Source organism: Photobacterium sanguinicancri (assembly GCF_002265265.1).
Lineage (GTDB): Bacteria > Pseudomonadota > Gammaproteobacteria > Enterobacterales > Vibrionaceae > Photobacterium > Photobacterium sanguinicancri.
Genome location: NZ_NOIF01000058.1, coordinates 1 through 26,116, shown reverse-complemented (window position 1 = coordinate 26,116; position 26,116 = coordinate 1). Strand labels below are relative to the sequence as shown.

22 protein-coding genes and 1 other RNA gene are annotated in these 26,116 nt (G+C 46.1%); 18 read left to right on the top strand and 5 right to left on the bottom strand.

Annotation, left to right across the window (positions count from 1 at the left end):
- Positions 1-131: 131 nt before the first annotated feature.
- From ASV53_RS10915 to ASV53_RS10900, 4 genes are read right to left on the bottom strand one after another with little or no spacing between them, the layout of a single operon-like run.
- Positions 132-674, bottom strand: coding sequence for a BON domain-containing protein (locus ASV53_RS10915; RefSeq protein WP_062689641.1), 543 nt, complete (start codon positions 672-674; stop codon positions 132-134).
- Between the two features lie 3 nt (positions 675-677).
- Positions 678-1,268, bottom strand: a complete 591-nt coding sequence (locus ASV53_RS10910) for a phosphoheptose isomerase (protein ID WP_062689643.1) — start codon at positions 1,266-1,268, stop codon at positions 678-680.
- A 3-nt stretch (positions 1,269-1,271) separates the two neighbouring features.
- On the bottom strand, positions 1,272-1,634 hold the full coding sequence (locus ASV53_RS10905) for a YraN family protein (protein ID WP_239928783.1): 363 nt from the start codon (positions 1,632-1,634) through the stop codon (positions 1,272-1,274).
- A complete protein-coding gene (locus ASV53_RS10900; protein WP_094957114.1) occupies positions 1,624-3,453 on the bottom strand; it encodes a penicillin-binding protein activator in 1,830 nt (609 codons plus the stop codon). The genes ASV53_RS10905 and ASV53_RS10900 overlap by 11 nt, the downstream gene beginning before the upstream one ends.
- Positions 3,454-3,514: 61 nt before the next feature.
- On the opposite strand from ASV53_RS10900, the gene rsmI reads away from it, so the two are divergent.
- From rsmI to lpxC, 17 genes are all read left to right on the top strand, one after another.
- The gene (gene rsmI, locus ASV53_RS10895) at positions 3,515-4,375 is read left to right on the top strand and encodes a 16S rRNA (cytidine(1402)-2'-O)-methyltransferase (protein ID WP_094957113.1); all 861 of its coding nucleotides are present in this window, start codon (positions 3,515-3,517) and stop codon (positions 4,373-4,375) included.
- A gap of 142 nt (positions 4,376-4,517) precedes the next feature.
- An RNA gene (gene rnpB / locus ASV53_RS10890) (RNase P RNA component class A) lies at positions 4,518-4,900 on the top strand.
- Between the two features lie 269 nt (positions 4,901-5,169).
- Positions 5,170-5,628, top strand: a complete 459-nt coding sequence (gene mraZ / locus ASV53_RS10885; RefSeq protein ID WP_094957112.1) for a division/cell wall cluster transcriptional repressor MraZ — start codon at positions 5,170-5,172, stop codon at positions 5,626-5,628.
- A 17-nt stretch (positions 5,629-5,645) separates the two neighbouring features.
- Positions 5,646-6,593 (top strand): 16S rRNA (cytosine(1402)-N(4))-methyltransferase RsmH, encoded by a 948-nt coding sequence (gene rsmH, locus ASV53_RS10880; RefSeq protein ID WP_094957111.1) that lies wholly within the window; start codon positions 5,646-5,648, stop codon positions 6,591-6,593.
- A complete protein-coding gene (ftsL, locus tag ASV53_RS10875) occupies positions 6,590-6,910 on the top strand; it encodes a cell division protein FtsL (RefSeq protein WP_062689649.1) in 321 nt (106 codons plus the stop codon). The genes rsmH and ftsL overlap by 4 nt, the downstream gene beginning before the upstream one ends.
- Positions 6,911-6,912: 2 nt before the next feature.
- Positions 6,913-8,682: a peptidoglycan glycosyltransferase FtsI gene (ftsI, locus tag ASV53_RS10870; RefSeq protein WP_094957115.1), complete on the top strand. Its 1,770-nt coding sequence runs from the start codon at positions 6,913-6,915 to the stop codon at positions 8,680-8,682.
- The gene (gene murE, locus ASV53_RS10865; protein WP_094957110.1) at positions 8,669-10,189 is read left to right on the top strand and encodes a UDP-N-acetylmuramoyl-L-alanyl-D-glutamate--2,6-diaminopimelate ligase; all 1,521 of its coding nucleotides are present in this window, start codon (positions 8,669-8,671) and stop codon (positions 10,187-10,189) included. The genes ftsI and murE overlap by 14 nt, the downstream gene beginning before the upstream one ends.
- A complete protein-coding gene (gene murF, locus ASV53_RS10860) occupies positions 10,186-11,562 on the top strand; it encodes a UDP-N-acetylmuramoyl-tripeptide--D-alanyl-D-alanine ligase (protein WP_094957109.1) in 1,377 nt (458 codons plus the stop codon). The genes murE and murF overlap by 4 nt, the downstream gene beginning before the upstream one ends.
- A complete protein-coding gene (gene mraY, locus ASV53_RS10855) occupies positions 11,562-12,644 on the top strand; it encodes a phospho-N-acetylmuramoyl-pentapeptide-transferase (protein WP_094957108.1) in 1,083 nt (360 codons plus the stop codon). Before murF ends, mraY begins: the two co-directional genes overlap by 1 nt.
- A complete protein-coding gene (murD, locus tag ASV53_RS10850) occupies positions 12,645-14,009 on the top strand; it encodes a UDP-N-acetylmuramoyl-L-alanine--D-glutamate ligase (RefSeq protein WP_094957107.1) in 1,365 nt (454 codons plus the stop codon). It abuts the gene before it with no gap.
- A complete protein-coding gene (gene ftsW / locus ASV53_RS10845) occupies positions 14,003-15,214 on the top strand; it encodes a cell division protein FtsW (RefSeq protein ID WP_094957106.1) in 1,212 nt (403 codons plus the stop codon). Before murD ends, ftsW begins: the two co-directional genes overlap by 7 nt.
- Entirely contained in the window at positions 15,214-16,284 is a 1,071-nt protein-coding gene (murG, locus tag ASV53_RS10840) for an undecaprenyldiphospho-muramoylpentapeptide beta-N-acetylglucosaminyltransferase (RefSeq protein ID WP_094957105.1), read from the top strand. Before ftsW ends, murG begins: the two co-directional genes overlap by 1 nt.
- A gap of 14 nt (positions 16,285-16,298) precedes the next feature.
- Positions 16,299-17,762 (top strand): UDP-N-acetylmuramate--L-alanine ligase, encoded by a 1,464-nt coding sequence (gene murC, locus ASV53_RS10835; protein WP_094957104.1) that lies wholly within the window; start codon positions 16,299-16,301, stop codon positions 17,760-17,762.
- 220 nt (positions 17,763-17,982) lie between these two features.
- Positions 17,983-18,741 (top strand): cell division protein FtsQ/DivIB, encoded by a 759-nt coding sequence (locus ASV53_RS10830; protein ID WP_062689661.1) that lies wholly within the window; start codon positions 17,983-17,985, stop codon positions 18,739-18,741.
- A 12-nt stretch (positions 18,742-18,753) separates the two neighbouring features.
- Positions 18,754-20,010 (top strand): cell division protein FtsA, encoded by a 1,257-nt coding sequence (ftsA, locus tag ASV53_RS10825; RefSeq protein ID WP_062689662.1) that lies wholly within the window; start codon positions 18,754-18,756, stop codon positions 20,008-20,010.
- A 34-nt stretch (positions 20,011-20,044) separates the two neighbouring features.
- A complete protein-coding gene (gene ftsZ, locus ASV53_RS10820) occupies positions 20,045-21,244 on the top strand; it encodes a cell division protein FtsZ (protein WP_094957103.1) in 1,200 nt (399 codons plus the stop codon).
- Positions 21,245-21,356: 112 nt separating this feature from the next.
- Positions 21,357-22,274 carry a UDP-3-O-acyl-N-acetylglucosamine deacetylase gene (gene lpxC / locus ASV53_RS10815; protein WP_048899240.1) on the top strand — a complete coding sequence of 306 codons (918 nt, stop codon included), beginning with the start codon at positions 21,357-21,359 and terminating at the stop codon, positions 22,272-22,274.
- Positions 22,275-22,378: 104 nt separating this feature from the next.
- On the opposite strand, the gene ASV53_RS10810 is transcribed toward lpxC, so the two are convergent.
- Complete coding sequence (locus ASV53_RS10810) at positions 22,379-22,840, bottom strand: DUF721 domain-containing protein (protein ID WP_062689664.1); 462 nt, start codon at positions 22,838-22,840, stop codon at positions 22,379-22,381.
- A gap of 427 nt (positions 22,841-23,267) precedes the next feature.
- Between ASV53_RS10810 and secA the strand changes: the two genes are divergently transcribed.
- The gene (gene secA, locus ASV53_RS10805; RefSeq protein ID WP_094957102.1) at positions 23,268-25,997 is read left to right on the top strand and encodes a preprotein translocase subunit SecA; all 2,730 of its coding nucleotides are present in this window, start codon (positions 23,268-23,270) and stop codon (positions 25,995-25,997) included.
- Positions 25,998-26,116: the final 119 nt, after the last annotated feature.

Sequence of the window (26,116 nt, the reverse complement as noted above, 5' to 3'; positions counted from 1 at the left end):
GCATTAATTACACTTGGATTTTGACAGCTCTGGAGGATCGTTCAACCGATCATATTTACGCTAACTGATCGGCATTACAGCCAATGGCTGCGTTTTTTTATATCGGTATGTACTGAGATTAAACGAGCAATTTACTGATCGGGATATTCAAAAACTTTGATGACTTGCTTTACGCCATCGACATTACGCGCAATGTCGGTCGCAATGTTTGCTTGTTCTTGGGTGACATAACCAAGTAAGAACACTTCTTGGTTTTCAGTGATCACTTTAATCGAGGCATCTTTGAGCTGCTTGCTGCCGACCATCATTGATTTTACTTTGGTGGTGAGCCAGCTATCTTTGCTTACTTCGCCAAGGTCAGGTAGAGCACGTATCCTTACTTGGTTATAAACCGCGTTAACATTTGTCAGCTGTTTAATTGCCTGTTCTAACTGATTCGCAACCTCTTGCTTTGTTGCCTGTCCGATCAACAGTACATTTCCGTCGTAAGACACTACATTGATTCGAGCTTGCTGGCGAAAAGGTGGCTTATTTACCATCCCCGCCACTTCCATCTCGATCTCTTTGTCAAACCACTGCTGTTTAGCGCCTCGTGGGTCAGCATCGGTAATGCCTGCGCAACCTTGCACAAACCACAGGCATACTGCCATTAAACATACACGCCATGCTGTCATTACTTAGCCCTCGTGGTGGGGGAATAGAACTTTATCAATCAGATCACACAGGCAGTGAACTGTGAGTAAGTGGCCTTCTTGAATGCGACAGGTACGCATCGATGGAATGCGGATCTCTACATCTTGAATGCCAAGTAAGCCGGCCATCTCTCCGCCATCTTTACCTGTTAGAGCAATGATTGTCATGTCGCGAGTTAGGGCAGCTTCCATCGACTTGATAATATTTTTACTGTTACCGCTAGTCGATAAAACAAAAAGAATATCGCCTTTTTGACCAAGAGCTCGTACTTGCTTAGAAAAGACTTCATCATGGTGGTAGTCGTTCGCAACTGCCGTTAGTGTCGTCGTGTCTGCGGTTAATGCAAGAGCAGGAAGGCTAGGGCGCTCAGTTTCAAAACGGTTGATCATGCATGATGCAAAGTGTTGGGCGTTAGCTGCTGAACCACCATTGCCGCAACAAAGAATTTTATTGCCGTTAAGTAGGCTTTGTACCATAACTTGTGCTGCTTGCGAGATCGCATCAGGCAGGGCTTCTGCCGCTGCAATTTGTGTTTGGATGCTCTCGGTAAAACTTTCTCTAATGCTTTCTAGCATGAATTAACCTTCCACTAAGGTATTCGTCAACCATTCAATATGGTGGTCAGAACCTTGGATTGCGACGATATCAAACCGAAATGCAGTATGTTCGGCAGATAACCCTTGTTTGCTGAGCCAATAGAATGCAGCTCGTTTTAATTTTTGCTGTTTTTGCCAGGTCACCGCTTCAACAGCCGAACCGTAACGAGCCTGTTTGCGATATTTCACTTCAACAAAGATCCAGCAATTACCTTCACGCATGATTAAATCTATTTCACCACCGCGGCAGTGGAAATTGCGTGTGACGGGTATTAGCCCTTGCTCGCTGAGATAACGCTCGGCAAGGGCTTCAAATTGCTGGCCAACTTGGCGTTTATTGAACAGATTGAATTCCCGTATTGGTGAATTCTGCCCAGCTTATCTGGCGTTGAACAACACATTGTTCATCAATGCTCAAGATCCCCGTTTTACCCGGCGTGCTGTAGCTTTCAACGACACGCATCTGTGGTAATTCAGTGATCATTTTGTAAGCATCCATACCAAAGGCATGCAAGCGAATCGCACCATTGTTTTTGTTCGGCCATAGTGTATCAAAACGTGTCATAAAGTTCTGGTTTGGTTCGACCAGCAGTGGAATATCACTGAACTCAATGCCACGAAGCTCACTGGTATCACTGGTTTTATCCGGATTGCCTCGTGAGCTGGCGTACAGTTTTGGTGGCTTTTGATCTGGGTTGATTGCAACATCAATAAAAGGTTTTAGCAGGGTGAGTTCTGCTTTGTTGGCAATTAAATACACGGCATCAGTGTCACGGCGACTACGTTGCTGTGACTCCAACGAACGACCCGTGACTTGTTGCATTTGGTTAATGCGTGTTTGGCTTTCTGTTAAACCAAAGATTGTCGCAATTTGCTGTTGAATTTGTTTCCGAGAACCAAATGATTCAACATCAGGTGATTGACCTGTTAGCTGTTGCCACTGCTCTGTAAAGGCGGCGCTTACACGTTGACCAAATTTACTGCTTGGTGCTAGGACTAATGGGAATTTGTGTCCTTTAGCGAATAAGTGTTGTGCGGCTTGCTCAGCTTCCTGCTCAGGCGAAAGCGAGAAATAACACGTATTGGCTTGGCGCAGATCGAGCTGTGCTGGTTCGTTAAGTGCAAGCTGAGTGATTTTAGTACTGTTCAGTTGCTGGAATTCAGTCACTTTATTTTTACGTAATGGACCGATCACGAACTGAACGCCATCTTGCGTTAGCTTATCGAGAATGACATTCATCGATTCGCCTTCGGTATCAAACACGTTTAGCTCGGTGTTGATATCGCGGCCACTATCATCCAGCATGGCATTAATAAACCCATCACGTACAGCCTTGCCTTGTGTCTCGTAGCGACCACTCATAGGGAGCAGCAACGCCACTTTATCTAATTGTGCGATCTCTAAGTCCATGATGGCTTGTAAATCTGCAGGTAGATATTGGTTGGCAGGGTGATAAGGATTGGCTGTTAACCATTCTTCGATTGCCCCTTTAAGCTGGGTTGGGCGTGACAAGTAAGTGTTTTTCAAAATAGTCAGTTGAACCCAACCACGCAGTACGGTTTCATTGTCTGCGAGTGTTACGCTTTGCAGTTGATTATTGCTGTAGCGTGATAGATCGCTCCACAATGCCTGCCAGTTATCTGCTTTTTGGGTATTATCAAGGTATTGATCAAGTGCCGTTCGGGCTTGAGCAGCTTTAAATGGTTGGTTCGTTTGAGCAAACAGTTCAGCTCTAAATTGGTGATAGCGACTGTATTGGCTTGGCGATAATTGCCACCAAGGTTGAAAATTCAGTGTTTCGAGTGCTTGTTGCGGTTGGCCTTGCTGGTAGCGTAGCGTTGCGCGTGCTAATTGCCATTCCGCCAGTTGAACAGGCGTCAGCGACATGCGTGATAAACGCATTGCTTGTTTGTCAGCTTGTGGCCAACTACCTTCTTTGATAAGGGCTTTCAATGCCAAAATATGCCAGTTGATGCTGGTTACACCTTCGGACGATTCGGCTTTGATAAGGTAAGATGCTGAGCTTTGTTGCGCGACAGCGGTAATATCAGCGACATTTGCTTGCTGTTGTGGCGATGAGCTACAGCCTGCCAAAATCACAGCAAGGGCTACAGGCGCGAGTAGTCGTGATACACTTTTACGCTTCTGGGTAAAATTAAGCATTGAATTCTTTCAACTGTGACAAATTACTCTCTATATTAATTGCAGATGAGATCTTAGACAAATGAGTGAGACCAATTCATGCGCGGTAGATGTCGCAACTTTGTACATCGTCCCGACACCAATCGGTAATTTAGCCGACATTACACAGCGCGCATTGGATGTATTGGCAAATGTCGACCTAATTGCGGCCGAAGATACCCGTCATACTTCCCGTTTGCTGTCCCATTTTTCTATCTCAACCCGCACCTTTGCGCTTCACGATCATAATGAACAGCAGAAAGCGGACTTTTTGATCGAAAAACTTCAGGCTGGTACAAGCATCGCATTAGTGTCAGATGCTGGTACACCGCTGATCAGTGATCCAGGATACCACTTAGTCAACCGTTGTCGTCAGGCCGATGTTAAAGTTGTTCCTTTGCCAGGACCGTGTGCTGTTATTACGGCACTAAGTGGTGCTGGCTTGCCGTCAGACCGCTTTAGCTTTGAAGGCTTTTTACCGCCAAAGAGCAAGGGACGACGCGATACGTTTACGGAATTAGAAAATGACGCACGTACGCTTATTTTTTATGAATCACCTCATCGTATTTTAGACTCTTTAGCTGATATGTTGGCAATTTTGGGGCCAGATCGTCAGGTTGTTTTAGCGCGTGAGCTGACTAAAACTTATGAAACGATCCATGGTGCACCCTTGGGTGAGCTTATTCCATGGTTAAACGAAGACCGCAATCGCCTTCGTGGTGAAATGGTAGTGCTTGTTGCGGGTCACCGTGCTGATAAAACAGAGCTCTCGCCTGAAGCACTGCGTACTGTCACATTGTTGGCTAAAGAGTTACCACTTAAAAAAGCGGCAGCACTGGCGGCAGAGATCCATTCATCTAAAAAGAATGCCTTGTATAAATGGGGTTTAGAAAACCTAGAGTAATCAAGGTCGGTGATAGATTCGGTTTTTGAGTAAAGCAAATGGCCTTAGGTTGCGCATAAAGATGTGCTTTTTTTGACCAAGCTACCGCGCCGATACTGATTTCACTGGTAACTGCGGCGGGAGTCTTATACAATCCGCCGCCTGAGTTGGCCAAGGTAACCGCTGCTTCGTTAATATCCTTAGGGAGAGTGACGAGGGGGAGGAAAGTCCGGGCTCCACAGAGCAGGGTGCCAGATAACGTCTGGGGGGCGTGAGCCCACGACCAGTGCAGCAGAGAGTAAACCGCCGATGACTCGCTTGCGAGAACAGGTAAGGGTGAAAGGGTGCGGTAAGAGCGCACCGCGCGGCTAGTAATAGTTCGTGGCACGGTAAACTCCACCCGGAGCAAGACCAAATAGGTCCCTATTGGCGCGGCTCGCGTTGGGGACGGGTAGGTTGCTTGAGCCTGTGAGCGATTGCAGGCCTAGATGAATGGTTACCACCGCGTAAGCGGGACAGAACCCGGCTCATCGGCCAACTCACCCTACAAAGAATGAAGGTGGTGCTGTGTTCATATGAACTGCAGCATCACCTTTTTTCGTTTTAAAACCGCTATATCGCGACTTTAGTAGCAAGAAGTGTGATTTTTCTGCTAATTATTCTCTGCTTTCTTGACTTCTTTTTTGACTAATACGTACACTTCAAAGTGGCTTATTGTGGTGAAAAGTGGGAATGCCTTGCGAAATCTAACTATTAATAATAAACACTTTATATAAGTGTTTGATTGATAATAGGGATATTACAGAGCACATTTTATGCTTCGAGGTGTCACTGCCGTTTCAATGGACGGAAAAGGACGTTTGGCTGTGCCCAAACGCTACCGAGAGCTATTACACTCATCGTGTGATGGCTTATTTGTGTGCACCATCGATCATCAATACCCCTGTCTGCTATTATATCCCCTTCAGGAATGGGAGCGCATTGAGCAAAAGCTTTCCCGTTTATCCAGCTTTCAGCCCGCAGAGCGTCGCTTACAGCGCTTGCTATTAGGGCATGCGAGTGAATGTGAAATGGATAGCCAAGGTCGTTTATTAATTGCACCATCGTTACGTGACTACGCCGAGCTAGAAAGTAAGATCATGCTGGTGGGGCAGTACAATAAATTTGAGATTTGGCATGCGCCTCATTGGCAGCAACAGATCATAACGGATACACAATTTCAGGCTGAGGATCCCACTGCTTTATCAGTGCGCCTTAGTGAGCTTTCACTCTAGTTGAAACTATATTATTTATGTCAGAACAATTTGAGCACATCTCCGTCTTACTTCATGAATCAGTAGACGGTCTCGATATTAAGCCCGATGGTATTTATATCGATGGCACGTTTGGCCGTGGTGGCCACAGCCGCCTGATTTTATCTAAGCTGGGCGAAAATGGCCGTCTTTACGGTATCGACCGTGATCCACAAGCGATTGCTGAAGCTCAGACAATTGATGATCCGCGTTTCTCTATTATCCATGGCCCATTTTCAGGCATGGCTGATTATATGGAAACCCGAGAACTGCTAGGCCAAGTTGACGGCGTATTGCTTGATCTTGGTGTTTCATCACCGCAACTGGATGATGCAGAGCGTGGCTTTAGCTTCATGCGTGACGGCCCACTTGATATGCGTATGGACCCGACTACGGGCCTTTCAGCTGCAGAGTGGCTAGCTGAAGCAGATGCTGATGATATTGCATGGGTACTCAAAGAGTTTGGTGAAGAACGTTTCGCTAAACGTATCGCGCGTGGCATTGTTGAGCACCGTGAAAACCCAGAAAAAGAGCCATTAACGCGCACGACCCAATTAGCGAGCTTGATTGCTGCTGTATCGCCATTCCGTGATAAGCATAAGCACCCAGCGACGCGTAGCTTCCAAGCGATCCGTATCTACATTAACAGTGAACTAGAAGAAATTGATGTTGCTTTGAATGGCGCTCTTAAAGTGTTAGCTCCTCAAGGCCGCTTATCTATTATTAGCTTCCATTCGCTAGAAGATCGCATGGTTAAACGTTTTATGCGTAAACACAGCAAAGGGCCTGAAGTACCTGCTGGTTTACCATTAACGGAAGATCAAATTAAAGCGCTAGGCAGTGCCGATTTGAAATTGGCGAGTAAAGCGATTAAACCTTCAACGAATGAACTCGGCCACAATACCCGTGCGCGTAGTTCTGTGTTGCGTTTAGCCGAGAAGTTATGAAGCCAACCGCTGAACCATCAATTAACGTAGCGCGCTTGATCGTCAAAGATCTCTTTTCGATTGGGCGACTGCCGTTATTACTCTTGATATTGATCTTAGGGTCGGCGTTGGCGGTGGTGTATATCACCCATCACTCGCGTCAATTGATCGTTCAGCAAGAGCAACTCCTTATCGAGCGTGACCAGCTCGATATTGAGTGGCGAAATCAAATATTGGAAGAGAATTCTCTGGCCGAGCATAGTCGTGTGGAGCGCTTAGCTGAAACACAACTTGAGATGAAGCGCCCAACCGCGGCGAATGAAATAGTTGTCCAGTGATGATGAATATCTTCAAACGAACTAAAACCACCAATCAACGCCGTGTTAAAGCGCCTCCCGTATTCATACCGTGGCGTTTTAATCTTATTTGCGGCTGCGTTATTTTAGCCTTAGGTCTATTGATCGGTCGTGCGGCTTATATTCAAGTGTTAGAGCCGGGCAAACTTATCCAAGAAGGCGATTTGCGTTCACTTCGCGTGAAAGCACTCCCGTCAGCGCGCGGTATTATTTCTGACCGTAACGGTGAGCAGCTTGCCGTGAGTGTACCTGTACAGGCGGTATGGGCCGATCCTGTTCAAATTTATAAGCATGGTGGCATGGTCGAACAGGCCCGCTGGCATGCGCTTGCTGATGTCTTAGGCCTTGATCGCCAAAAGTTAGTTAAGCGAATTGAAAAAAATCAAAAGCGTCGTTTTATTTATTTAGCCCGTCAGGTTAGTCCTGCTATGGCGGCGTATGTGAGTAAGCTCAAGCTTGCTGGCGTAGGCCTAAAAGACGAATCCCGCCGTTTTTACCCTGCTGGTGAAGTGAGTGCGCATTTAATTGGTATGACGGGCATTGATAGCCACGGTTTAGAAGGCGTTGAACGTACCTATGATGGTTGGTTAACTGGTGAACCCGGGCGTAAAACGGTGCGAAAAGATCGCTATGGCCGCGTAGTTGAAAATATTTCGCTTAAACAGCGAGAGCCAGGTAAGCCGCTAGAACTGAGTATCGATCAGCGTTTGCAAGCCATGGCATACCGCGCCGTAAAACAAGCGGTTGTCGATTACCGTGCCACGTCTGCCAGTGTGGTAATGGTTGACGTTCGGACTGGTGAAGTGCTGGCCATGGTGAATGCCCCCTCTTATAACCCTAATAACCGTGATGGTTTGCAAAGTTTTCGAATGCGTAATCGGGTCATTACTGATGCGATGGAGCCTGGCTCAACCATTAAACCTTTTGTGGTGCTAACGGCACTCGAAAACGGTGTCGCTGATGAAAACACGATTATTGATACTGGCAATGGCATTATGCAGGTCGGTGGAAGTCGAGTGCGTGACGTATCAAAAGTCGGTAAAGCCAACTTAGCCCGTATCTTACAAAAATCCAGTAACATTGGTGTCAGTAAACTATCACTAGCTATGCCTGTTGAAGCCTTGCTCGGTATGTATAGCAGTGTTGGTATGGGAGACCCGTCAGGCATTAACCTGATTGGCGAATCACAAGGTTTCTTCCCAGATCGCCGTCGTTGGTCCGATTTTGAACGTGCTACCTTAGCTTTTGGCTACGGTATTTCGGTTACACCCATTCAGTTAGTACGTGCTTACGCAACCTTGGGTGCGCTAGGTGTGAGCCGTCCGCTCTCCATCCTAAAAACGGATGATGTTATTCCTGGGCGCCAAGTGGTGTCTGTTGAGAATACGCGTAAGTTACTAAAAATGCTTGAAATGGTAACGGGGAAAGAAGGCAGTGCTAAACGTGCTGCGGTACCTGGTTACCGCGTGGGTGCCAAAACGGGGACCGCAAAAGTTGCTGCCGCTGGCGGATACAGTGATGAATACATTGCGATGACGGCGGGTCTTGCGCCTATCAGTAATCCGCGTATTGCTATGGTTGTCGTCGTAAATGAGCCTCAGGGTGATCAATATTATGGCGGCGCAATTGCGGCGCCAATATTTGCAGATGTGATGGGAAGTGCACTGCAAATTTTGAATGTGCCGCCAGACGCGGGTTCTGGCGAAAAGTTAAATGTTGTCCATAACAGAGGCACCTCGAATGCCGATACATAATCAAAACAAAACTATCGGGTGCTTACTGACACCGTGGTTGCCAGTCGCAACAATATTGAGCGATGAAATAAGCGCATTAGCACCGTCATCATTTACGTTAGACAGTCGTGATGTTAACAGTGGTAGCTTGTTTGCTGCTGTTAAAGGTCATCAGATTGATGGTCGTCGCTTTATCGATAAAGCGATAGAGCAAGGTGCCATTGCGGTGTTGGCTGAAGCTGAGGGCGAGGCTTTACACGGAGAGGTACGCCTACAGCACGGTGTGCCAATTATCTATTTTTCGCAACTGAACCTACATCTATCTGCCATCGCCAAGATTTTTTATCAGCAGCCAGATGAGCAGCTAAAACTGGTGGCGGTGACGGGCACCAATGGCAAAACAACGATTAGCCAAATTCTGGCACAGTGGGCAGAGCTGGTCGGTTACCGTGCTGGCGTTATGGGCACTACAGGTAACGGTTTGCTGAGCAATCTAATACCTGCAGCAAATACCACTGGCAGTGCGATTGAAATTCAACATGTACTGGCTGATTTATACCAGCAGGGGGCGTCTTTTGCTGCGATGGAAGTCTCGTCGCACGGGTTAGTGCAAGGGCGTGTTAAAGCACTGCATTTTGCAGCCAGTATTTTTACCAACTTGAGTCGAGATCACCTAGATTACCATGGTGACATGGCTAATTACGCAGCGGCTAAACAAACCCTCTTTACTGAACATCACGCAGGTGTTGCTGTCATTAATATGGATGACGAAGTTGGGCGCCAATGGCTAACGACCTTACCTGATGCTGTTGCGGTGACAACACAAGTGAGCGTTGCTGCTGAGCATCAAGGGCCCGCATTGTGGTTAACCGCGGTGACGTACAGTACTCAAGGTGTCACGCTGAGTGTTGATTCATCATGGGGAGCAGGAACGTTTACTGCGCCATTGGTCGGTTCGTTTAATGTCATGAATATTATGTTGGCGTTGGCGACGCTACTGGCGACAGGGCATGATATCGCTCAGCTTATTGCGACCGCACCACAGTTAAACGCCGTGATAGGGCGAATGGAAGTTTTTCAAAAAACTGACAAACCTATGATGGTGGTGGATTATGCTCATACGCCAGATGCGCTAGAAAAAGCTTTGCAGGCATTACAAGTACATTGTGACGGTAAGCTATGGTGTATTTTTGGTTGTGGCGGTGATCGAGATACCGGCAAACGTCCAATGATGGCGGCAATTGCAGAACAGCAAGCTGATCATATTATCTTAACTGATGATAACCCGCGCAGTGAAGATCCAGAGCAGATCATGCTGGATATGAAAGCTGGGTTGGTGAATGCAAATCAAGCATCAGTGATCCACGACCGATTCAGTGCTTGCCAATATGCAATGCTGCACGCTAGCGAACAAGACATTGTTTTAGTGGCTGGGAAAGGTCATGAAGATTACCAAATTCTAGCTGATCAAACGATCCACTATTCTGACCGTGAAACGGTTCAAACCTTATTGGAGACGCATGCATGATTGACGTGCAATTGTCTCATCTAGCCGATGAGTTAGATGCCACATTAATGGGTGATGATATCCGCATCACCTCAGTATCAACAGATACTCGCCAGATCGATTGCAACGCTTTATTTGTCGCATTGAAAGGTGAGCGATTTGATGCGCATGACTTTTGTCAGGCTGCGGTTGATAGCGGCGCGAAAGCTTTACTGGTTAGTCGTTACTTACCTATCGATATTCCACAGCTAGTGGTAACCGACACCCGATTAGCACTGGGTCAACTCGGTGCTTGGGTTGCTAAAACGCTGACCCAGACAAACGGCCTTAAAACCGTCGCGCTGACAGGCAGTTGCGGTAAGACCACGGTGAAAGAAATGGTGGCGGCAATTCTTGGCCTAAAAGGCAAGGTATTAGCCACAGCGGGTAATTTCAATAATGATATTGGTGTCCCCCTCACGTTGTTACGTTTAACCTCAGATCACGATTATGCGGTGATCGAGTTGGGAGCGAATCATCAAAATGAAATTGCTTATACAACGAACCTGGTTAAACCCCAAACGGCGTTAGTGAATAACTTAGCCGCTGCGCACTTAGAAGGTTTTGGCTCATTAGCTGGCGTAGCTAAAGCGAAAGGTGAAATTTTTGAGGGTTTACCTGCTGGTGGCATCGCCATTGTTAATCTTGATTCAAATGATCTGCCTAATTGGCGTGAAAATTTGACGGAACAGCGCATTTTAACTTTCTCTGCATCCAATCCTGACGCTGATTTTTTCGCAAATGACATAATTGTTAACTCTGACGGTCGCGCTTGTTTTACAATGCGTACCCCCGAAGGAATGGGTTCGGTCATATTGACACTTGCCGGTGTGCATAATGTATCGAACGCCCTCGCTGCTGCGGCTCTGAGTTATACGCTTGGCGCGTCTTTGGATGATGTCATTCGTGGCCTTGGTCAAGTGGTAAACGTAAAAGGGCGGGTTGATATCACTCAACCGCAGGCTGGACTTCGTCTTATCGATGACACTTATAATGCTAGCGTGGCATCGGTGAAAGCTGCCATTGATTTACTTGCGTCATTTGCTGGTCAACGTTGGTTTGTGCTGGGTGATATGGCTGAACTTGGCGAAGAAAGTGCACTACTTCATCGTGAAGTTGGCGAGTACGCAAAAGACAAATTGCTTGATGGCGTCTTCACATATGGCCGTACGAGTGCCGTTGTGAGTGAGCTGAATCAAGGGCAACACTTTGATGATAAACAAACACTGATTGCGACATTGATGACACAATTAGATCAAGAACTTAAACAACACCAAGAGGTTACAGTGTTGGCAAAAGGAGCACGCAGCTCCCGCATGGAAGATGTGATTGTCGCACTGCAGGAAAATAAATAATGATTTACTGGTTAGCCGACGCACTTCAGTCAACATTCCCATTTTTTCGTCTTTTCGAATATTTGACGTTCCGCGCTATTGTTAGCGTACTTACAGCTTTAGTTCTCTCGTTATGGATGGGACCACGTCTAATTGCACGCTTACAAATGTTGCAAATTGGTCAAGTGGTACGTAACGAAGGTCCTGAATCTCACTTTAGTAAACGAGGTACGCCAACAATGGGCGGCCTCATGATTTTGGCTGCAATTACCATTACGGTTTTGCTTTGGGCTGATTTATCAAACCCCTATGTATGGGCGGTGTTAGTCGTGATGCTGGGCTATGGCGTAGTGGGTTTTGTGGATGATTACCGTAAAGTCGTGCGTAAGAATACCGATGGCTTGGTTGCGCGCTGGAAGTACTTCTGGCAGTCAGTCATTGCTCTGGGGGTCGCATTTGCCTTGTATATGTATGGCAAAGATACAGCGGCGACTCAACTTGTTGTGCCTTTCTTTAAAGATGTGATGCCGCAACTGGGCCTGTTCTACATCGTATTTACCTATTTTGTGATTGTCGGTACCAGTAATGCGGTTAACTTAACCGATGGCCTTGATGGCTTGGCCATTATGCCAACGGTCATGGTGGCATCGGGCATGGCATTTATTGCATGGGCAACGGGTAATGTGAATTTTGCTAACTACCTGCATATTCCTTATTTAAGTAACGCGAGTGAGCTCGTTATTGTCTGTACCGCCATTGTCGGTGCTGGACTTGGTTTCCTTTGGTTTAATACTTACCCAGCTCAAGTGTTTATGGGCGATGTAGGTTCACTAGCACTCGGTGGCGCACTTGGCACTATTGCGGTCTTAGTTCGCCAAGAGTTGCTACTTGTGATCATGGGCGGTGTATTTGTAATGGAAACGGTCTCCGTTATCTTACAAGTGGGCTCGTACAAACTTCGCGGACAGCGTATTTTTCGAATGGCGCCGATTCATCACCATTACGAATTAAAAGGTTGGCCAGAACCTCGTGTTATCGTGCGTTTTTGGATCATTACTATGATGCTAGTGTTAATTGCTCTTGCGACATTGAAGGTACGTTAAATGAATGGCTTAGGTGGGGTAAAACGCGTTGTAGTGATTGGGTTAGGAATGACAGGACTTTCTGTTGTTCATCACCTCGTGCGACAGTCTTTGGCTTATGATCTGAATTTAGAGATTAAAGTCATTGATACACGTGCCACTCCACCGGGCCAGGAATCGCTCCCGAGCAGTGTTGAGCTGTGCTGCGGAGAGTGGAATATGGCGTGGTTACTCGCGGCTGATATGATAGTTGCGAGTCCAGGCATTGCACTGGCAACCCCAGAGCTTCAGCAAGCAGCTGAAGCTGGTATTGAAATTGTGGGCGATATCGAACTATTCGCGCGTGCAGTTACCAAGCCAGTCGTGGCGATCACTGGGTCCAACGGTAAGAGTACCGTGACTAGCCTTGTCGGTGAGATGGCGAAAGAGGCCAATATCGATGTAGGAGTGGGCGGTAATATTGGCTTCGCTGCATTAGATATGCTGGCCAATGACCACGATGTGTACGTACTCGAATTATCAAGCTTTCAACTTGAGACAACCTCTTCCCTAAAACTGAAAGCGGCCACTTACTTAAACCTATCTGAAGATCATATGGATCGTTACCACGGTTTAGCGGATTACAGCGCGGCGAAAATGCGTATTTTCGAGCATGCTGAATTAATCGTGTATAACCGTGATGATCTGGCGACACGTCCAGCGGCTTCTTTTGGGTTTGATGCGCCAGAAACCAGTTTTGGCTTTGATTGCCAAGCTTATGGCTTGATTGAACAAGACGGTCTAGAGTTCCTGGCTGTCGATCAACAGCCGCTCATGCCAGCTAACGAAATTGCATTGGTTGGTCGTCATAATGTGGCGAATAGCCTTGCAGCGTTGGCACTTGCTGATGCCGTAAATATTGACCATACCGCAGCGTGCCGTGCTTTACGCCGCTATACGGGCTTAGTGCACCGTTGCCAACTTGTGGTGCAACAGCATGGTGTAAAATGGGTGAATGATTCAAAAGCAACTAACGTGGCGAGTACTTTAGCGGCACTTAAAGGGCTCAGCCTTGAAGGTAAGCTTCACCTGCTGGTCGGCGGAGATGGCAAAGGGGCGGATTTTTCTGAATTACAGCCAGTATTGGCGGCGCTAAATGTTCAGTTGTATTGCTACGGCCGTGATGGCAGCCAATTTTCATCTTTGGTTGAATCGCCAATTTGTGTCGAAACGATGGCACAAGCAATGGTTTTAGCAGCGGCAACGGCGCAATCAGGTGACATGATCATGCTCTCTCCTGCCTGTGCGAGCTTTGACCAATTCCCGAATTTTATGACGCGAGGTGATACTTTTGTCACTTTAGCGAAAGAGTTACAGCATCAAGTCGCAGGAGCGAATGAATGCTAAGACAGACCAAGGAAGGAATGACATCCGTCACTGAATGGTTTACTAAGCCATCCAGTCCTTCGTTATACGATCGCCAATTAGTGTGGATTGCACTCGCTTTGATGGTGATCGGTTTGGTGATCGTGACATCGGCCTCTGTGCCAATCGCAACCCGTTTAACGGGGATCCCGTTTTACTTTGCATTGCGTCACGCTTTTTTCCTCGGCTGCTCTCTTCTTATTATCGGCATCATGGTGCAAGTCCCGCTGTCTCGTTGGCAGCAATTAAGTGTGCCGATGCTGTTTGTATCGATATTTTTACTGATTGTTGTGTTGGGGATTGGTCGTTCAGTCAATGGTGCAGCGCGTTGGATCCCGTTAGGGATCTTTAACTTACAGCCAGCAGAAGTGGCAAAGCTTTCTTTGTTTATCTTTTTAGCGGGTTATTTGGTTCGTCAATATTCACAGGTACGCGCAAGCTTTCTTGGTTTTGCTAAACCGTTAGCTGTGCTGGTGGCATTAGCTGTTCTATTACTACAACAACCCGATTTAGGGTCATTTGTTGTGATGTTTGTGACCACGGTAGGCATGTTATTTATTGCAGGCGCCCAATTATGGCAATTCCTCGCTATGATAGCGGTCGCGATATTTGGCATCGTTATACTGATTGTCTTTGAGCCTTATCGTATGCGGCGGGTGACATCCTTTCTCGACCCATGGGATGACCCTTTTGGTAGTGGTTACCAACTTACACAGTCATTAATGGCATTTGGTCGCGGTGATTGGCTAGGGCAAGGATTGGGTAATTCAATCCAAAAGCTAGAATATTTACCCGAAGCGCATACCGATTTTGTTTTTGCGGTACTCGCAGAAGAACTCGGATTAATCGGTGTTGTGAGTGTATTAGTGCTGATTTTCGCCTTGGTGTTTAAAGCCTTATTGATTGGTCGTAAATCATTGCAAAGCGAGCAGCTGTTTGGTGGTTTCCTCGCATTTGGTATCGGCATTTGGTTTGCTTTCCAGACGTTAGTCAATGTTGGTGCTGCTGCGGGAATTGTGCCAACCAAAGGGTTGACCTTGCCGCTGATCAGTTATGGTGGCTCCAGTTTATTTATTATGGCGACGGCGGTTGCGATTTTGATCCGCATTGATTACGAACAGCGGCTTCATGCTAAATATCACCCCACCGAATCGGAACCAGAAGAAAATAGTGTTGAAAAAGATTAATGACAAAAAATAAACGATTACTTGTTATGGCGGGTGGTACTGGGGGACATGTTTTTCCAGGCCTTGCGGTAGCGAAACAATTACAGCAGCAAGGATGGGACATCCGTTGGCTGGGTACCGCTGATAGAATGGAAGCGGAACTTGTGCCAAAGCACGGTATCGAGATTGATTTTATTAAAGTCAAAGGGCTAAGAGGCCAAGGTATCGTTAGGCTGTTAGCGGCACCATTTAAAATCCTAGGTGCAATCAAACAAGCACGTGCACATATTAAGGCATGGCAACCTGACGTCGTTCTTGGCATGGGTGGCTATGTGAGCGGTCCTGGTGGCGTTGCTGCATGGCTGAGTGGTATTCCTGTGGTATTGCATGAACAAAATGCAGTCGCTGGGCTAACTAACCAATGGCTATCTAAAATTGCCCGTCGTGTCTTACAGGCATTTCCTGGAGCATTTACAAATCAAGAGGTTGTTGGTAACCCTGTTCGCCAAGATGTGACTGAGCTACCACAACCAATGGAACGTTTTGCCCAACGCAGTGGTCCTATCCGTGTGTTGGTCATGGGCGGTAGCCAAGGCGCTCGTATTCTAAATCAGACTATGCCTGAAGTGGCGGGGTTACTCGGTGAAAATATCACTGTGTGGCACCAAGCTGGTAAAGGGGCACAAGCTGAGACCGAGCTGGCCTATCAAGCACAACCTGAAGCGTCTTCTGGTGTGAAAGTGACCGAATTTATTGATGATGTCGCCGCTGCATATGAGTGGGCAGATGTCGTCGTGTGTCGTTCAGGTGCACTGACTGTATCAGAGTTATCTGCCGCTGGTGTCGCCGCTATTTTTGTCCCGTTTATGCATAAAGATCGGCAGCAAGCATTGAATGCCGATCATTTGGTGCAAGCGGGCGCTGCATTAATGATTGAACAGCCAGATTTAACCGCTGTGAAATTAGCACAACAACTTCAAAAACTTGACCGTCCAGCCCTGCTATCAATGGCACAGGCTGCTCGAGAAGCTGCGATCCTCGACGCCGATGTTCGCGTTGCAGATGTAATTAAATCGCTAGCAAAAAACTAGAACGAGAAACAGTGATGAACAACAAATTGGATAACGAACAATTAGCCAAAATTAGGACCATGGTGCCTGAAATGCGTCGTGTAGAGCGTATTCACTTTGTCGGTATCGGCGGAGCTGGCATGAGTGGTATTGCGGAAGTTTTGGTTAATGAAGGCTACCGGATTAGTGGTTCTGACATTGCCCCCAATGCGGTGACAAACAGCCTTGAAAGTAAAGGTGCTGAAATTTTCTTTGGTCACCGCCCAGAAAACGTTCAGGGAGCCAGTGTTGTCGTTGTATCAACGGCTATTTCGCAAGATAACCCTGAATTGGTTGCTGCACGTGAGTCACGTATCCCTGTGGTTCGCCGCGCAGAAATGTTAGCTGAACTTATGCGTTACCGTCATGGCATTGCGATTGCAGGTACGCATGGTAAAACGACCACGACAGCGCTAGTGACGCAGATTTATTCAGAAGCAGGATTAGATCCAACGTTTGTTAACGGTGGATTAGTGAAAAGTGCAGGAACGAATGCACGTTTAGGTTGCAGCCGTTACTTGATAGCAGAAGCGGATGAAAGTGATGCTTCTTTCTTGCACCTGCAGCCAATGGTGAGTGTTGTCACTAATATTGAAGCTGATCATATGGAAACGTATGGCGGTGATTTTGAAGTCTTAAAACAGACGTTTATCGACTTCCTGCATAATTTACCGTTTTATGGATTGGCCGTAGTGTGTATCGATGATCCTGTGGTACGTGAATTATTGCCACGTATTGGTCGCCAAGTGATTACCTATGGTTTTGCTGACGATGCCGATGTGCGTCTACTGAATTATCGTCAAACAGGCCAACAAGGGCATTTTACGATTGCACGCCAAGGCAAACCGAGCCTTGATATTACCTTGAATGTTCCTGGTAAACACAATGCCTTGAATGCGACGGCTGCAGTTGCTGTTGCGACAGAAGAAGGCGTTGATGATAGTGCGATTATTCGCGCATTAGTTGAATTCCAAGGTACTGGTCGTCGTTTTGATCACTTAGGTGAGTTCGAGAGCGGGAATGGCAAGGTGATGCTAGTCGATGATTACGGTCATCATCCAAGCGAAGTTGATGTCACTATTCAGGCAGCTCGCGCCGGTTGGGAAGATAAGCGCTTAGTGATGATCTTCCAACCGCATCGTTATAGCCGCACCCGCGATTTGTACGAAGATTTTGCGAATGTGCTTGAGCAAGTTGATGTATTGGTGATGTTAGATGTTTACTCTGCTGGTGAAACGCCGATAGCTGGGGCTGACGGCCGCGCACTGTGCAGAACAATCCGTGGTCGTGGCAAAATAGACCCTATTTTTGTTCCAACTATTGAGGCGCTACCTGCGGCTTTAGCCAATATTATTGCTGAAGATGACTTGGTGCTGACGCAAGGTGCTGGTGATGTGGGTAAAGTAGCCCGCCAGCTAGCAGAAATGCAGCTAAATATTGCAACCATGCGTGAAGCGTGATTTTTAGCGCATATAACTGAGTATGTAGACCTTTTTATTGCAAAGTTTTCATCATTGAAATAGATATGAACTCAGAGTCGGCATTAAATTAACCAACAAATGTTGGAGAGTTACGGCTTGGTCGGTATAATCGACCAACTTTGCTCAAAAATCATTTATTCAAGTTGAATTAGCGTGTCGAGCATAGGTCTACACATTAAGAGGTAAGGTTTTTGGCGAAATGACGGACGTAGTCAAAAAAAGCGTATTTTTAGCTTCGCCGCTACCCACTAAGCATTTAGGGGGCGTCGCTTTTTTTATTGCCGTTATCGTGTTTATTGCATGGTTGCTGAGTGCTGCATTGAGCTGGATGACAGATGCTAATCGTCTCCCGCTTTCGCAGCTCATCATCCAAGGTGAGTTAAAGCATTTAACCACCAATGATGTTCGGCAAGCCATTTTGCAGCTCGACCATTTGGGTACATTTATGACCCAAGATATTGAAAGTCTGCAAAGTGCTTTGGAATCTCTACCTTGGGTTGCCCATGCGTCAGTGCGAAAGCAGTGGCCAGAAACGGTAAAGGTTTATTTGCTAGAACATCAACCTGCAGCCATTTGGAATCAGGATAATCTGGTCAATATGAACGGTGAGGTGTTTTATGCTGATGCCAATCAGGTAGCTGACTTAGCATTAGTGCACTTATCTGGACCTGATGGCAGTAGCCAGCAACTCTTAGCTGCATTGGATGAAATGCAACCAAGGTTACAGCTTGCGGGCTTTGAAATTGATACGCTTATCTTAAATGAACGCCGAGCTTGGCGTGTTGAGTTAACTAATGGTATTCGGTTAGAGCTAGGTCGAAAAACACGAATGGAGCGTTTAGAACGTTTCATTAGCTTATACCCTGAGATAGAAATGCAGGGTAAAGCAATAGAGTACGTAGATTTACGGTACGATATTGGTGCGGCTGTAGGCTGGAAAACGATACCGAAAGAATAAGAGCGTGCGCGAATGACTAAGGCAACAGATAAAAAACTCATAGTTGGCCTTGATATCGGTACTTCCAAAGTTTGTGCTTTGGTTGGGGAAGTGCTGCCAGACAGTAATGTCAACGTTATTGGTGTTGGTAGCAGCCCGTCTCGCGGTATGGACAAAGGCGGAGTCAATGATCTTGAATCTGTCGTTAAGTCTGTTCAGCGCGCTGTCGATAAAGCGGCTTTGATGGCAGATTGTGAAATTGATTCAGTCTACTTGTCGCTATCTGGCAAACATATTCGTTGCCAGACAGAAAAAGGCATGGTGCCTATTTCTGACAAAGAGGTAACGCAAGATGACGTCGATAGTGTTATTCATACAGCGAAATCAGTAAAAATTAGCGATGAACATCGAACTTTACATGTAATTCCTCAGGAATTTGCTATTGATTATCAAGAGGGAATTAAAAATCCTGTTGGTTTATCTGGCGTTCGGATGGAAGCGAGTGTTCATTTGATTACCTGTCACAACGATATGGCGCGTAACATTGTTAAAGCGGTAGAGCGTTGTGGCTTAAAAGTGGATCAACTGATCTTTTCCGGTTTAGCGGCAAGTCATGCGGTATTAACCGCAGATGAGCGTGAACTGGGTGTCTGCGTAGTCGATATTGGCGGCGGCACTATGGACATAGCTTTCTGGACTGGCGGTGCTTTACGCCATGCAGAAGTGATCCCTTATGCGGGTAATGTTGTCACCAGCGACATTGCTTATGCTTTCGGTACACCTCCGGGTGATGCTGAAGAAATTAAAGTTAAATATGGCTGTGCACTCAGCGAGTTAGTTAGCAAAGACGCCAAGGTTGATGTACCTAGTGTTGGTGGCCGACCATCGCGTAGCTTGCAGAGCCAGACCCTAGCGGAAGTGATTGAACCTCGCTATAGCGAATTATTAGGTTTAGTTAATCAGAGGCTAGTAGAGATCCAAGAACAATTGCGTAATGCGGGCGTAAAACACCACTTAGCAGCAGGCATTGTTTTAACGGGTGGCGCGGCACAAATTGAAGGGCTTAATGAGTGTGCGGAACGTGTGTTCCAAAACCAAGTCCGAATTGGCCAACCACTTGAGCTAAGTGGATTAACAGATTATGTGCAAGCACCGCATTATGCGACAGCAGTGGGTTTGCTGCACTACGGAAAGGATAATCAATCGTTTAACGATAGCGAAGTAGAGCCAAAACGTTCAGTTTCGGGTTTATTTTCTAAAGTGAGCGGCTGGTTTAAAAAAGAATTTTAAAACCTGATGCGAACAGGAATAACGGAGAGAACAAATGTTTGAACCGATGATGGAAATCTCTGACGAAGCGGTAATCAAGGTCATTGGCGTTGGCGGCGGCGGCGGTAATGCTGTCGATCACATGGTTCGTGAATCAATTGAAGGTGTTGAGTTCATCACCGTTAATACCGATGCACAAGCACTGCGTAAATCGAGTGTAAGCACTGTGATTCAAATCGGTGGCGATATCACTAAAGGTCTAGGTGCGGGTGCAAACCCACAAGTAGGTCGTGATTCGGCGCTGGAAGACCGTGAAGCTATCAAGAATGAACTGCAAGGTTCAGACATGATCTTCATTGCGGCAGGTATGGGTGGCGGTACTGGTACTGGTGCGGCTCCAATCATTGCTGAAGTGGCAAAAGAACTGGGTATTCTTACAGTAGCGGTGGTGACTAAACCATTTAGCTTCGAAGGTAAGAAACGTATGGCATTTGCAGAGCAGGGCATCGAGGAGCTTTCTAAGCACGTCGATTCTCTAATCACAATTCCAAACGAGAAATTACTGAAAGTTCTTGGCCGTGGTATCACGCTACTGGACGCTTTTGCGAAAGCAAATGACGTACTTAAGAATGCGGTTCAAGGTATTGCTGAGCTAATTACACGCCCTGGTATGATCAATGTCGATTTCGCTGATGTACGCACAGTGATGTCGGAAATGGGTCATGCAATGATGGGTAGTGGTATGGCTGTCGGTGATGATCGTGCTGAAGAAGCGGCTGAAATGGCTATTTCTAGCCCGCTACTTGAAGATATTGATCTTGCTGGTGCTCGTGGTGTTCTTGTTAACATTACAGCAGGCATGGATATGCGTCTTGATGAGTTTGAAACTGTGGGTAACACAGTGAAAGCATTCGCATCAGATAACGCAACCGTTGTTATCGGTACGTCACTTGATCCTGAAATGACAGACGAACTACGCGTAACTGTTGTTGCGACAGGTATTGGTAAAGAAAGTAAGCCAGATATTACATTGGTGACAACCTCTAAACCTGCGCCTGCTGTTGCCTCTTCACAAGAGAAGGCTGCAGTATCTGCGATTGAAGAACAGCCTAAAGCGGCTCCTTTAACGCAAAGCAACTCTGTTGAATCGCCAGCATCGTCGTCATCTTCTGCGGCTACAGCGCCAAAAGCGTCACCGCAAAGTGAACATGACTACCTTGATATCCCTGCGTTTTTACGTCAGCAAGCTGATTAAACAACGTAAATTGTTTGGGATATGACCAGATGAGTGGTAACATCAGCCCCCATTGCCTATTATGTGATAGGGCAGTGGGTGTTTTTGGCTTTCATAAGTTGAGAGAAATTAGATGATCAGACAACGTACATTGAAAAGCATTGTCCAAACTACTGGTGTGGGTCTCCACTCTGGTCGTAAAGTCACGCTTATTCTACGCCCTGCTGCGGCGAATACGGGTGTGATCTATCGTCGTACTGACTTAAATCCACCAGTGGATTTTCCTGCTAATGCAGACTCGGTGCGCGATACTATGCTGTGTACAGCCCTTGTGAATGACGAAGGCGTACGTATCTCAACCGTTGAGCACTTAAACGCTGCGCTTGCAGGTATGGGTATCGATAATGTGATTATCGAAGTAGATGCGCCTGAAATTCCTATTATGGATGGCAGTGCGAGCCCATTTATTTACTTGCTACAGTCTGCAGGTATCGACACGTTGAATGCGCCAAAACGCTTTTTACGTATCAAGAAAACTGTTCGCGTAGAAGATGGCGATAAATGGGCAGAGTTACGTCCATATAACGGTTTCCGTTTAGACTTCGCTATTGAATTCAATCACCCTGCGATTGATTCTGAACAGCAGCGTTTATTGTTAGATTTTTCTAGCCAATCATTCGTAAAAGACATTAGTCGTGCACGTACTTTTGGTTTCATGCACGATATCGAATACCTACAATCGCAAAACTTATGTTTAGGCGGTAGTTTCGATAACGCAATTGTATTAGACCAGTACCGTATTCTTAATGAAGACGGTCTGCGCTTTGATAACGAGTTAGTGACACACAAAGTATTGGATGCCATTGGTGACCTTTACATGTGCGGTCACAATATTGTGGGTGAAATGGCTGCATATAAGTCAGGTCACGCATTAAACAATAAACTATTGCGTGCTGTGTTAGCTGATCAAGAAGCTTACGAGTGGACAACCTATCAAGATGAGAAAGATTCACCCGTTACTTTGGCTCAGCCTGGTATGGTATTAGCGTAATACGTTAATTCTTTTCATCGAACGAATTTAAAAACGCCAGACATTGTCTGGCGTTTTTGTATCTGTTGTTTGTGATTATTTTTAATAGCTAAAGACGGCTTAAATTATTCTGACTGGCGACGTTTGGCTAATGCAGCAATGCGCTCTAACCGAGCTTTTACTTTATCTGGTGCGTGCTGAGCGGTATAGAGTAGATAACCTGCGGCTTTTTCTGTAATTGGCTTTCGTACTATATCAGGTAATTTTTGTTGTTTACGTTCTGCATCAGCGGCGAGATTAGGGTTAACCTTGATATCAATTTGTATAAGCTGCGGCAGTAAATGTTCTCGTAGCTTATTTATCAAACTATTTCTTTCAAAGTTTAGACGCATCGACCAACTGGCCGATGATACTTCAATGATCAGTGTTTGCTGACGGTAATTACTGACACGGCAATGGGCTGCACAATTTAAGTGCTGTTTAACGGCCTCATTTAATTTAGCCAGTGCCACGGCACGTTGCTGGATATTGCCAAGTGTGGAGTCATCCAATAGGTGAGCCGGTGTTTGTGGGCGATGATCTCTCATAACTCTCGCTTAAATATCCGTTATTAATAATAGAATAAATGCCACTATTGTGGGCTGACACCTAATTTTCGCATATGAAAAACTAGACTCCAGCTTTAACCATAGGCGACTTAGGTATTATGGCTTATTATATCATTCAAGTGGGTTGGCGGGGACGCTAGTATCAAGGCTTTGCTTGGTTAATATTTTCGTTTTGTGGGGATATCTACTTCGGTGTTTAACCTATAGAATGACTTTGTTTGACTGTGCCCCTTGAAACTGAAATAAAGTGCCACAATATCCAATAGTAAGCATTAACTTGGCCTTATTTGCTGCACATTGTGCACGGCTCTGTTGAGTAGGGATAGGATATCCCTGTGACAACCTGATCCTTTGATTCAGAGGCCTATTGCGCTGAATCTACATAACTTAGAGAAACGGCATCACCATGTTATCAAAACTACTGACAAAAATTATCGGTAGCCGTAACGACCGCACTCTGCGTCGTTTGCGCAAAATCGTCGATCAAATCAATAAATTAGAACCTCAATTTGACAGCCTGTTAGATGAAGAGCTTAAGGCCAAGACGGTCGAGTTCCGTGAGCGTATCGAACAAGGTGAAAATCTAGACCAACTACTACCAGAAGCATTTGCTACTGTTCGCGAAGCATCAAAACGTGTATTCGGTATGCGTCACTTTGATGTTCAGCTCATTGGTGGCATGGTGTTGAACAACTGCCAGATTGCAGAAATGCGCACTGGTGAAGGTAAAACGCTAACAGCAACACTACCAGCCTACCTTAATGCTCTAACGGGTAAAGGCGTTCACATCGTTACAGTGAATGATTACCTAGCGGCACGTGATGCCGAAACAAACCGCGCACTATTTGAATTCCTAGGTATGACTGTTGGCGTTAACGTGCCAAACATGCCGCCTCAAGCGAAGAAAGAAGCATACCAAGCGGATGTACTTTACGGTACAAATAATGAGTTTGGTTTCGATTACCTGCGTGACAACATGGCATTCCGTCCGGAAGATCGTGTTCAACGTGAGCGTTTCTTTGCGGTTGTCGATGAAGTGGATTCCATCTTAATCGATGAAGCGCGTACCCCATTGATTATCTCTGGCCCTGCTGAAGACAGCTCTGAGCTTTACACTAAGATCAATACCTTGATCCCTCTGTTAGTGAAGCAAGATAAAGAAGACAGTGAAGAGTACCGTGGTGACGGCCACTACACTGTCGACGAAAAATCTAAGCAAGCGCACTTAACTGAAACAGGCCAAGAGTATGTTGAAGAGCTACTACAACAAAATGGCTTGATGGAAGAAGGTGATACGCTTTACTCCCCAGCCAACATTAGCTTGCTACACCACGTGAACGCGGCTCTGCGTGCTCATGTGCTGTTTGAACGTGATGTTGATTACATCGTAAAAGATGATGAAGTCATCATCGTCGATGAGCATACTGGCCGTACTATGCCGGGTCGTCGCTGGTCTGAAGGTTTACACCAAGCTGTTGAAGCAAAAGAAGGTGCGAAAATTCAGAACGAGAACCAAACTCTCGCTTCTATTACTTTCCAGAACTTCTTCCGCTTGTACGAAAAACTGTCTGGTATGACAGGTACAGCTGATACTGAAGCATTCGAATTCAAGTCAATCTACAACCTTGAAACCGTTGTAATGCCAACCAACAAGCCAATGATCCGTGATGACATGGGTGATTTGGTTTACATGACTGAGCAAGAAAAATTTGGCGCGATTGCTGAAGATATCAAAGAACGCGTAGAGAAAGGTCAGCCAGTGTTGGTTGGTACAGTCTCGATTGAAAAATCTGAACTGCTATCGAATGCATTGAAAAAAGAAGGCATCAAGCACGAAGTGCTTAATGCTAAATTCCATGAAAAAGAAGCTGATATTGTTGCGAATGCTGGTCAGTCAGGTGCGGTAACTATCGCAACTAACATGGCAGGTCGTGGTACCGATATCGTATTGGGCGGTCATTGGCAGAGTGAACTCGCGCAGATAGAAGAGCCAACCGAAGCACAAATTGCTGACATTAAAGCGAAGTGGAAAGTACGCCACGATGCTGTACTTGCGTCGGGTGGTTTACACATTATTGGTACTGAGCGTCATGAATCTCGCCGTATCGATAACCAGCTACGCGGTCGTTCTGGTCGTCAAGGTGATGCGGGCTCTTCTCGTTTCTACTTGTCGATGGAAGATGGCCTGATGCGTATTTTCGCTTCAGATCGTGTTTCTGGCATGATGAAAAAACTGGGTATGGAAGAAGGCGAAGCGATCGAGCACCCTTGGGTGACTAAGGCTATCGAGAACGCACAACGTAAAGTTGAAGGCCGTAACTTCGATATTCGTAAGCAATTGCTTGAGTTTGATGACGTTGCCAATGATCAACGTAAAGTGGTTTATGAGTTGCGTGATGAATTAATGAATGCTGAAGATATCAGCGACATGATTTCACAAAACCACCATGACGTACTAACGTCAGTCTTTGAGCAATATGTGCCAGCACAATCACTTGAAGAAATGTGGGATATTCAAGGCCTTGAAGAGCGTCTAAAAGCAGACTTCGATCTAGCGTTACCTATTCAGGAATGGCTAGATAGCGAAGAGAAGCTTTACGAAGAAGCGCTACGTGAGCGTATCATCGAGCAAGCTGTTGCTATTTACCAACAGAAAGAAGAAGTTGTAGGTGCGCCAGTACTACGCAACTTCGAGAAAACGGTAATGCTGCAAAACCTCGATATGTTGTGGAAAGAACACTTGGCGGCGATGGATCATCTGCGTCAAGGTATCCACCTACGTGGTTACGCACAGAAAAACCCGAAACAAGAATACAAGCGTGAATCTTTTGAGTTATTTGAAGAGATGCTTGAAAGCCTGAAATCGGACGTGATTGCGATTCTGAGCCGTGTACGTGTTCAACAGCAAGAAGATGTTGATCGTATTGAAGAAGAACGTCGTCAACAAGCTGAAGAGCTTGCTCGTCGTCAGCAATTCCAGCATCAAAATGCGGAAAATCAAATTGCAGATGAAAGTACGAGTGATGAAGAAGGCACGGGCACTTTCCAGCGTGAAGAGCGTAAAGTTGGCCGTAATGAGCCTTGTCCATGTGGTTCAGGTAAAAAATACAAACAGTGTCACGGTAAAATCAATTAATTGATAAACCATGCTCACTAAAAATAAAAGGTCGCTGATGCGTAATGCCGATCAGTTAAGGATCAGTTGAACGATCCTATGAGGCTGACATAATCCGGAATCAGTTACTGATTCCGGAT

Coding starts and splice junctions, on each gene's coding strand:
- murE (WP_094957110.1), top strand. CDS start 8,669: ATGCCGATACATAATCAAAACAAAACTATCGGGTGCTTACTGACACCG.
- ASV53_RS10915 (WP_062689641.1), bottom strand. CDS start 674: ATGACAGCATGGCGTGTATGTTTAATGGCAGTATGCCTGTGGTTTGTG.
- mraZ (WP_094957112.1), top strand. CDS start 5,170: ATGCTTCGAGGTGTCACTGCCGTTTCAATGGACGGAAAAGGACGTTTG.
- ftsA (WP_062689662.1), top strand. CDS start 18,754: ATGACTAAGGCAACAGATAAAAAACTCATAGTTGGCCTTGATATCGGT.
- ASV53_RS10900 (WP_094957114.1), bottom strand. CDS start 3,453: ATGCTTAATTTTACCCAGAAGCGTAAAAGTGTATCACGACTACTCGCG.
- secA (WP_094957102.1), top strand. CDS start 23,268: ATGTTATCAAAACTACTGACAAAAATTATCGGTAGCCGTAACGACCGC.
- murG (WP_094957105.1), top strand. CDS start 15,214: ATGACAAAAAATAAACGATTACTTGTTATGGCGGGTGGTACTGGGGGA.
- ASV53_RS10910 (WP_062689643.1), bottom strand. CDS start 1,268: ATGCTAGAAAGCATTAGAGAAAGTTTTACCGAGAGCATCCAAACACAA.
- ftsW (WP_094957106.1), top strand. CDS start 14,003: ATGCTAAGACAGACCAAGGAAGGAATGACATCCGTCACTGAATGGTTT.
- murC (WP_094957104.1), top strand. CDS start 16,299: ATGAACAACAAATTGGATAACGAACAATTAGCCAAAATTAGGACCATG.
- ftsL (WP_062689649.1), top strand. CDS start 6,590: ATGAAGCCAACCGCTGAACCATCAATTAACGTAGCGCGCTTGATCGTC.
- ASV53_RS10810 (WP_062689664.1), bottom strand. CDS start 22,840: ATGAGAGATCATCGCCCACAAACACCGGCTCACCTATTGGATGACTCC.
- rsmI (WP_094957113.1), top strand. CDS start 3,515: ATGAGTGAGACCAATTCATGCGCGGTAGATGTCGCAACTTTGTACATC.
- murF (WP_094957109.1), top strand. CDS start 10,186: ATGATTGACGTGCAATTGTCTCATCTAGCCGATGAGTTAGATGCCACA.
- ftsZ (WP_094957103.1), top strand. CDS start 20,045: ATGTTTGAACCGATGATGGAAATCTCTGACGAAGCGGTAATCAAGGTC.
- murD (WP_094957107.1), top strand. CDS start 12,645: ATGAATGGCTTAGGTGGGGTAAAACGCGTTGTAGTGATTGGGTTAGGA.
- ftsI (WP_094957115.1), top strand. CDS start 6,913: ATGAATATCTTCAAACGAACTAAAACCACCAATCAACGCCGTGTTAAA.
- rsmH (WP_094957111.1), top strand. CDS start 5,646: ATGTCAGAACAATTTGAGCACATCTCCGTCTTACTTCATGAATCAGTA.
- ASV53_RS10830 (WP_062689661.1), top strand. CDS start 17,983: ATGACGGACGTAGTCAAAAAAAGCGTATTTTTAGCTTCGCCGCTACCC.
- mraY (WP_094957108.1), top strand. CDS start 11,562: ATGATTTACTGGTTAGCCGACGCACTTCAGTCAACATTCCCATTTTTT.
- lpxC (WP_048899240.1), top strand. CDS start 21,357: ATGATCAGACAACGTACATTGAAAAGCATTGTCCAAACTACTGGTGTG.